1 pseudogene is annotated in these 1,035 nt (G+C 70.6%); it reads right to left on the bottom strand.

What is annotated here, in order from left to right:
- Positions 1 to 858: pseudogene (gene istA / locus KJS59_RS30620) on the bottom strand (IS21 family transposase); the annotation flags it as partial.
- Positions 859 to 1,035: the final 177 nt, after the last annotated feature.

Consider the following 1,035-nt stretch of genomic DNA (forward strand, 5'->3'; position numbering starts at 1 on the left):
CCGCCGCGGCCTGCATCTCCGCGAGGGACGTGAACTGCCGGCCCCGCCAGAACGAGTCCCGCACATACGGCATCGGCCGCTCCACCCGCGGCTTGTCGCGGGGCTTACGGGCCCGGGCCGGGTCGACCAGCAGCCCGTAGTGCTCCGCCAGCTCCGCATAGGCGCGGTTGAGTTTCGGGTCATACAGGTCGGCGCGTTGCACCCCGGTGGCCAGGTTGTCCGGCACGATCCGCGCCGGGACACCGCCGAAGAACCGGAACGCCTCCACGTGCGCCTCGGTCCACGCCCGCTGGTCCATGCGCAGCACCGGGCGCACGAACATGTGCCGCGAGTGCGACAGCACCATCACGAACGCCCACACCGACACCCGCCGGCCGGTGCCCGGGTCGGTCCACATCCCCAACCGGCCGTAATCGACCTGCGCCTCGTGCCCCGCTGGTGGGGTGTCGCCGAGGACCCGCACCTGCGAGCGGCGGGTCTCCTCGGGCAGGTTGGCCCGCGCCCACCGGCGCAACGACGCCACCGACGCGTCCAGGCCGTGCTCGTCCCGCAGCCGCTGATGGATCGTCGCCGCGGTCACGTCGGCCTTGAGCTGTTCGGTGATGTAGTCGCGGTGCACCTCGATGGATGGCCAGGTCACCTGCCGCAGCCGGGTGTCCACCAGCTCCGGGAACCAGTCCCGCACCAGCCGGGCCCACTCCTCCTGGCCGCGGGCCGGGCCGCCCGGTGCGATCCCGGCCGCGATCGCCGGCGCCGTTACTTGCGGATCGTCTTGCGGTCCACGCCGAGGCTGGCCGCCAGCTCGTGCTGCGACCGGCCCGCATACCAATGCACCAGAATCTCGACGATGTCGATCACGTAGAAACTTCTCCTCGCCATCGGCGCCCCCACCCCCGTCGGATGGAGGCAGACTGCTTGCCTGCGAGGACCAGACCCCGACGCCACGCACGTGCTCCCCGGGGGGAATTACGTGACCGGGTGGAGGAATTACGTGATCGAAACCCCGTCAGATGGGGGAATTACGTGATCGCTGAC

It is taken from the genome of Rhizomonospora bruguierae, assembly GCF_018397995.1.
GTDB classification, from domain to species: Bacteria; Actinomycetota; Actinomycetes; order Mycobacteriales; family Micromonosporaceae; genus Rhizomonospora; species Rhizomonospora bruguierae.